Origin of the sequence: Streptomyces sp. SID5785 (assembly GCF_009870065.1) — a bacterium.
Classification (GTDB): Bacteria; Actinomycetota; Actinomycetes; order Streptomycetales; family Streptomycetaceae; genus Streptomyces.
This window is the reverse complement of record NZ_WWIA01000566.1, coordinates 1-7,205: the sequence shown is the minus strand read 5'-3', so window position 1 is coordinate 7,205 and position 7,205 is coordinate 1. Positions and strand designations below refer to the sequence as shown.

The window sequence follows — 7,205 nt, the reverse complement described above, 5'->3', positions numbered from 1 at the left end:
TGGGATGTCCCCCGCGGAGCGGACCGGGCCGTCCTCGATGACGAACCGCTCCGGGTTCTGCCCCTCGTTGACCGCGAGCGCACCGTCCCGCAGCTGGGCCGGCGCCCCGGTCGCAGCGGCGGGGACGGTCCGCTTCATGTCGCGCGTGAGGTACGGGATCGTCGCGTCGAACAGCACGAGTCCCTTCACGCGGTCGGTGTGGGACGGGGTGTAGCGGGCGGCGAGGTAGCCGCCGAGGGAGTGGCCGGCGAGGACGACGGGCCGGTCGCCGGCGAGCCGGTCCAGCAGCCGGTTGAGCACACGGGCGCTGTCCTCGAGGTGCTGCGGCCCGTCGGGCTTGTCGCTGGCGCCTTCGCCGGGCCGGTCGTAGGAGCAGACCCGGACCGTACGGGCCAGCGACTTCTGGAGCGCGGCCATGTTGCCGAGGCCCTCGCCGCCGCCGGGCAGCAGCATCACCAGGGGCTCGTCCGCTCCGGTGCGGCCCGAGCAGGACACGTTGAGCCGCTGCCCGTCGATGCCGAGCTTCCTGACGCCGGTGAAGGTCGCGCCCGGCGAACTGTCCTCCGAACTGTCCTTCCGGTACTCCTCGTCGAGGACGAGTCCCGCACCCGCCACGGTGCAGACGACGGCGACGGCCGCGATGACCTTGGCGACGGTGCGGAACATGAGGGCCTCCAGGCGGCAGGTGGGGCGGTGCGCGGCGAGCGCGACGGCTCGGGAGCGGGTGTGGGTGGGGTCGCCGCCGGTCACTCCCGGCGACGCAGGACGAATCTAGGGACGCCGCCGTCCCGCGTCGTCACTCCCCGGAGGACACCTGGGCGGGGTGCCCGTAGCTCTCACGGGGGAGTCGCCCGCGCCGTCCCGCGCTGCGGGTCAGTACCGGGCCGGGGCGCGGCCCGGGAGCATGATGGTCGCCATGAGTCAGACAGCGCGTCGCCTGTACGAGCTTCTCGAGCCGATCTGCATGGTCACGTTCTCCGCGCCCGAGTGCAACGAGGAACTGGCCGCGCTCGGCCACCGCACCTACTGGGACGGCTACTTCGCCAGTCGTGCGGCGCCGCTGGGGCGCGTACCGGCCGAGGTGGTGCACGCGGCCTTCTACAGCTTCGCGCAGGGGGAGGCCGCGCGGCACATCCCGGGTGCCTGGGAGACGATCCCGCCGGAGGCGTCGCTCGCCGCACGGCTGAGGGGGAGCGCGGCGTCGCTGCGACGGATCGTCGGCGCGGAGCGCGCGGAGTCCGCCGGGCTGGCACGGGCGGCGGACCTCACCGCGCGGGCGGCGACGCACGCGCCCATGGAGGGCCGCGTGATGTACGCGGCCATGCGTGCCCTGCCGGTTCCGAGCGACCCCGTCGAACGGCTCTGGCACTGCGCGACCATGCTGCGCGAACACCGCGCGGACGGGCACATCGCCGCGCTGGTCGGCGCGGGCGTCGGAGGCACGGAGGCCCATGTGCTCTCGGCCCTGGCGCAGGGCATCCATCCGCCCGAGTCGTTCGGGCGCATCCACCACCTGCCGAGACAGCGCCTGACCGCCGTCATGGACGGCCTCCGCAGCCGTGGACTCGTCGACGCAGAGGGCCGGTTCACGCAGGAGGGCCGGGAGACGAAGCGCCGCATCGAGGCGCTGACGGACGACCTCGCGGCGGCGCCCTACGAGACTCTGTCCCCGGCGGAGGTCGACGAGTTGACCGGCTGCCTCGAACCCCTCACCGCGACGGTGGTGGCCGCCGGTTCACGGTGACGACGGAGCGGCGGCCGTCAGGGAGGGCGGCCGGGACGCCCGATGAGGGCTCGGGCGCGGCCGGTCCCGGTTCAGTCGAGGGGCTTCGCGAGGACGGCCTTGCGGTGGCTGAAGGTCTCGATGGAGTAGCGGCCGTGGTAGTTGCCCATGCCGCTCTCGCCGACGCCGCCGAACGGCAGGTCGGAGACGGTCAGATGGGCGAGGGGCAGGCCGAACCCCAGCCCCCCGGAGGAGGTTTCGGCGGCCAGGCGCTCGCGGGTGGTGTCGGACTCCGTGAACGCGTACAGCGCCAGCGGCTTGTCGCGGTCGTTGATGAAGTCGATCGCCGCGTCCAGACCGGGCACCGTGACGACGGGAAGGATCGGGCCGAAGATCTCCTCCTGCATGACGGGCGAGTCGGGGTCGACGTCGGCGAGCACCGTCGGCGCGATGTACTTCGTGGCCCGCTCGGTGCCGCCGCCGGTGACGGTGCGGCCGGAGCCGAGCAGTCCGGCGAGCCGGTCGAAGTGCCGCTCGTTGACGATGCGGCCGTAGGCCTCCGACGTCTGCGGCTCCGTGCCGAACAGCGCCTCCACGGCGCTGCTCAGCGCGGGCTCCAGTGCGCGGGCGGTCTCGGGGTCGGTCAGCACGTAGTCGGGGGCGACGCACGTCTGGCCCGCGTTGAGGAACTTGCCGCGGACCAGCCGGTCCGCGACGACGGCGAGGTCCGTGTCCCGGTCGACGAACACCGGGGACTTGCCGCCCAGTTCGAGGGTGACCGGCGTGAGGTGCTCGGCGGCGGCGCGCATCACGATGCGGCCGACGGCTCCGTTGCCGGTGTAGAAGATGTGGTCGAAGCGCTCGGCCAGCAGAGCCGTGGTCTCGGGGATGCCGCCCTCGACGACGGCGATCGCGTCCGTGTCGAGGTACCGGGGCAGCAGGCGGGCGAGCACGGCGGAGGTGGCGGGGGCCATCTCGCTGGGCTTGACCACGACCGCGTTGCCCGCGGCCAGGGCGCCGACCAGCGGTGTGAGCAGCAGCTGGGCCGGATAGTTCCACGGGGCGATGACGAGCACGACGCCGAGCGGGTCGTACTGCGTCCAGGCGGTGGCGTCCGGGCCGAGGTGTGCGGGGACGGGCGCGGACTCGGGCCGCAGCCAGCCGTCGAGGTGCTCCAGGGTGTGGTCGATCTCGCGCACGGTGAAGTCGATCTCCGTGCGGAAGGACTCGGCGGAGCTCTTGCCCAGGTCGGCGTGGAGGGCGTCGGCCAGGTCGGTGCCGTGGTCGGTCAGGAGCTCGCGCAGCCGGCCCAGCTGGCCGGTGCGCCACGCGACGGGCTGGGTGCGGCCGGAGCGGAAGGTCGCGCGCAGCCGGGCGACGGTGTCGGCGGGCTGCTCGGGGGAGTGCTGGTTCACGGTGCCTCGCTGATCGGGGAGCGGAGCCGGGAGGCGCCGCGGGGTCGTGTCGGGTCCTGGGATCCGAACCGTTCGATGTAAAGGCCAACCTTTCGCGTACCGTCCGCATTCCGTCCGCGGGACAGTCACCGTGCGTGCACGGTCGTGTGCGACCAGCTTCTCGGTCCGACGCTGCGGCCGCGACCCGACGGCGGCCGGCCGGACGGCGGATTCGGCCGGCGTCGAGTCATGGCGGAATCCCGTGGTCGGCCGGGCCGCGGGAGGCGTGCCGAGGGGGCCGCCGGTCAGGATTGATCGAATCTTTGCCGTTGGCCGGATCGCTCTGGTTGCCTCAGGTAACCGAATGTGTCGGGCCGTCCACGGCAAGGATTTGCGAAGGGGACGGTTCCGGTTCACGGGCTCGCGGCGGCCGAAACCGATGGGGTGGGCTCTGGCGTCGCGTTACGGGCGCGTTGACCGTCCCGGCCCGCATGTCACACGCTCGAAACCTAGATGCCGTGTACAACTGCTTGGGTTCCGGCGTCCCGTTCGCCTGCGTCCTCGCAGGCCAGGGGCGCTCCCGCCGGGCGGTCACGGCGGATCGGGAAGCAGGAGGAAACATATGTGTGGCATCACCGGCTGGGTCTCCTTCGACCGTGACCTGCGGGCCTCGGCCGACGCGTTGGAGGCGATGACGCGGACCATGGAGTGCCGCGGTCCGGACGACCGCGGCACGTGGATCGACGGCCCGGCCGCGCTCGGCCACCGCAGGCTCGCCATCATCGACCTGCCCGGCGGGCGGCAGCCCATGACCGTGCACACCCCGAGCGGCACGGTCGCCCTGGTCTACTCCGGGGAGACCTACAACTACACCGAGCTGCGATCCGAACTCGCCGCCCGCGGACACACGTTCAGGACCGACTCGGACACCGAGGTGGTCCTGCGCGGCTACCTGGAGTGGGGCGAGTCGCTGCCCGAGCGGCTCAACGGCATGTACGCCTTCGCCGTCTGGGACGGCCGCGCGGACAAGCTCCTGATGATCCGCGACCGCATGGGCATCAAGCCCTTCTACTTCTACGAGACGGCCGACGGCGTCCTGTTCGGCTCCGAGCCGAAGGCGATCCTCGCCAACCCGCTCGCCCGGTCCCGGGTCACCCTCGACGGGCTGCGCGAGCTGTTCACGATGGTGAAGACTCCCGGGCACGCCGTGTGGGACGGCATGCACGAGGTCGAGCCCGGCACCGTCGTCACCGTCGACCGCTCCGGGCTGCGCCGGCACGCGTACTGGACGCTCGAGACCAAGGCGCACACCGACGACAAGGCCACCACCATCGACACCGTGCGGAGCCTGCTCGACGACATCGTGCGCCGTCAGCTCGTCTCGGACGTGCCGCGCTGCACCCTGCTCTCCGGTGGGCTCGACTCCTCGGCGATGACGGCGATCGCCGCCCGTCAGCTCGCCGCGCGCGGCGAGACCGTGCGCAGCTTCGCGGTCGACTTCGTCGGGCAGGCCGAGAACTTCGTCGCCGACGAACTGCGCGGCACCCCGGACACGCCCTTCGTGCACGACGTGGCACGCTCGGCCGGCACCGACCACCGCGACATCGTGCTCGACTCCCACGCGCTGGCCGATCCGGAGGTGCGGGCCCGCGTCATCCGCGCCCGGGACCTGCCCGCGGGGTTCGGCGACATGGACGCCTCCCTGTACCTGCTCTTCAAGTCCATCCGCGAGCACTCCACCGTCGCGCTGTCCGGAGAGTCCGCGGACGAGGTGTTCGGCGGCTACCTGCAGTTCTTCGACGAAGAGGCCCGGACCGCCGACACGTTCCCGTGGCTGGTGCGGATGGGCCGGCACTTCGGGGACGACGCCGGGGTGCTCCGCCCGGACCTCGCCAAGCGTCTCGACCTGGAGGGCTATGTCGCCGACAGCTACGCCACCGCGGTGTCCGGCATCCGACGCCTCGACGGCGAGAGCGACTTCGAGTACCGCATGCGCCGCATCTGCCACCTCCACCTCACCCGCTTCGTACGCATCCTTCTCGACCGCAAGGACCGGGCGAGCATGGCCGTGGGCCTGGAGGTGCGCGTGCCGTTCTGCGACCACCGGCTCGTGGAGTACGTCTACAACACCCCCTGGGCGCTGAAGTCCTTCGACGGTCGCGAGAAGAGCCTCCTGCGCGAGGCGACCGCGGACGTGCTGCCGCGGTCGGTGTACGACCGGGTCAAGAGTCCCTATCCCTCGACCCAGGACCCGAAGTACGCGACGGCCCTGCAGGACCACGCCAAGGACCTGCTCACCCGCCCCTCGCACCGCGTCTTCGACCTGCTCGACCGCGACCGGGTGGCCGCCGCCGCGCACGGCGAGCCGCTCGGTGTCTCGCAGGCCGCCCGCCGGGGCCTGGAGCGCACGCTCGACCTCGCCCTGTGGCTGGACATGTACGAGCCCGAACTCGACCTGGACTGACACCACGCCCCGGCGGCCGCACCGGACGGTCGGGGCGGCCGCCGCGGACTGCGTAAGGTGCGGGGTGCGCAGCGGTACGGACGGAAGGGGCGGGCGACGTGGTGAGTGCGGTCGGGACCAAGGGGGTTCCCCGGGCCGAGCGGGAGGCGCAGATGCTGGACGTCGCGGCCGCGGAGATCGGACGGGTCGGGTACGCGGGCCTGTCGCTGGGTGCGGTCGCCGCTGCCGCGGGCGTGTCCAAGCCGCTCGTCTACGGCTACTTCGGCTCCAAGGACGGGCTGTACGTCGCGTGCGTGGAGCGGGCCGCGGCCGTGCTCGGCGATGCCATCGACGTCGCGATCAGCGGTCCGGCCACGCTCGACATGGCGCACCGGACCCTCGCGGCGATCTTCACGGCACTCGAACCGCGCCCGCACGACTGGAAGGTCGTCTACGACCAGTCCCATCCGGCCGAGGGGCCCGCGGCGGACGCGGCGTGTGCGGCACGCGGGCGCATCGGGGAGCAGGCCGAGCGCGGCGTCGCCGCGTTCCTGACGGACCGGGGGCTGACCGATCCGGAGGACCGTTCGGCGATGGTGGCGGCGTGGACCGGGGTCGTGGCCGCCCTCGTCGACTGGTGGCTGCGGCATCCCGAGCAGACGGCCGCGGCGATGGCGGCCAGGAGCCGTCGGCTCGTCGCGGCCCTCGGCTGACCGGTCACGCGCGGGGGTTCGGGACAGCCATTGACCTTGAATTGACCAATGAGTAACTTACGCATCAGTCAATTCAAGGAGGCGTCCCATGCCCGAGGCGGTGTGGCACCAGCTCGACACCCCGCTGCTGTACGCGATGCCGGTCTTCGTCCTGTCGATCGTCATCGAGGCGGCGACCCTGCGCGACCGCGACCCCGGCGAGCCCGTGACCGGGTACCTCGCCCGGGACACCCGCACCAGCCTGGCCATGGGAGTGGGCTCGCTCGTCTCCTCGCTCCTGTTCAAGCTGGCCACGCTGGTGGTGTTCGTCTTCCTGTGGGAGTACGTCGCCCTCTGGCACATCCCGGCCGGCACGTGGTGGAGCTGGGTGCTGCTGACCCTGGTCGTCGACCTCGCCTGGTACGCCAACCACCGCTTCTCGCACCGGGTGCGCATCGGCTGGGCCGCGCACCAGGCGCACCACTCGAGCGAGTACTTCAACTTCGGCACCGCCCTGCGGCAGAAGTGGAACCCCTGGTCGGAGGCGATCTTCTGGGCGCCCCTGCCGCTGCTGGGCTTCTCGCCGTGGACGATCTACGTCGCCTTCACGGTCAACCTGATCTATCAGTTCTTCACCCACACCGAGACCGTCGGACGCCTGCCGCGCCCCGTCGAGTTCGTCTTCAACACCCCCTCGCATCACCGTGTCCATCACGGCAGCGACCCGGAGTACCTCGACAAGAACTACGGCGGAATCCTGATCGTCTGGGACCGGATGTTCGGCACCTTCCAGAAGGAGCTGCACCGGCCGACCTACGGACTCACCACGCCCGTGAACACGTACAACCTGCTGACCCTCCAGTACGGGGAGTTCGCCCGCATGGTGCGCGACGTGCGCGGAGCGCGGCGGTGGCGCGACAAGGCCGGTTATGTCCTCGCGCCGCCGGGCTGGC

General features: G+C 71.9%; 6 protein-coding genes. 4 read left to right on the top strand and 2 right to left on the bottom strand.

All coding sequences use genetic code 11. The features are described from left to right. A partial coding sequence (locus GTW43_RS18460) for an alpha/beta fold hydrolase (protein ID WP_343246051.1) occupies positions 1-750 on the bottom strand: 750 nt, incomplete at its 3' end. A gap of 166 nt (positions 751-916) precedes the next feature. Here GTW43_RS18460 and GTW43_RS18455 point away from each other — a divergent pair. After that, positions 917-1,744: a MarR family transcriptional regulator gene (locus GTW43_RS18455; RefSeq protein ID WP_161303117.1), complete on the top strand. Its 828-nt coding sequence runs from the start codon at positions 917-919 to the stop codon at positions 1,742-1,744. 71 nt (positions 1,745-1,815) lie between these two features. Here the strand turns inward: GTW43_RS18455 and GTW43_RS18450 are convergent, their stop codons facing one another. Continuing rightward, positions 1,816-3,138 carry an aldehyde dehydrogenase family protein gene (locus GTW43_RS18450; RefSeq protein WP_161303116.1) on the bottom strand — a complete coding sequence of 441 codons (1,323 nt, stop codon included), beginning with the start codon at positions 3,136-3,138 and terminating at the stop codon, positions 1,816-1,818. A 601-nt stretch (positions 3,139-3,739) separates the two neighbouring features. Here GTW43_RS18450 and asnB point away from each other — a divergent pair. The 3 genes from asnB to GTW43_RS18435 form a co-directional block, all read left to right on the top strand. Further along, positions 3,740-5,581, top strand: coding sequence for an asparagine synthase (glutamine-hydrolyzing) (gene asnB / locus GTW43_RS18445; protein WP_161303115.1), 1,842 nt, complete (start codon positions 3,740-3,742; stop codon positions 5,579-5,581). Between the two features lie 101 nt (positions 5,582-5,682). Further along, on the top strand, positions 5,683-6,273 hold the full coding sequence (locus GTW43_RS18440; protein ID WP_161303114.1) for a TetR/AcrR family transcriptional regulator: 591 nt from the start codon (positions 5,683-5,685) through the stop codon (positions 6,271-6,273). An 88-nt stretch (positions 6,274-6,361) separates the two neighbouring features. After that, a partial coding sequence (locus GTW43_RS18435) for a sterol desaturase family protein (RefSeq protein WP_161303113.1) occupies positions 6,362-7,205 on the top strand: 844 nt, incomplete at its 3' end.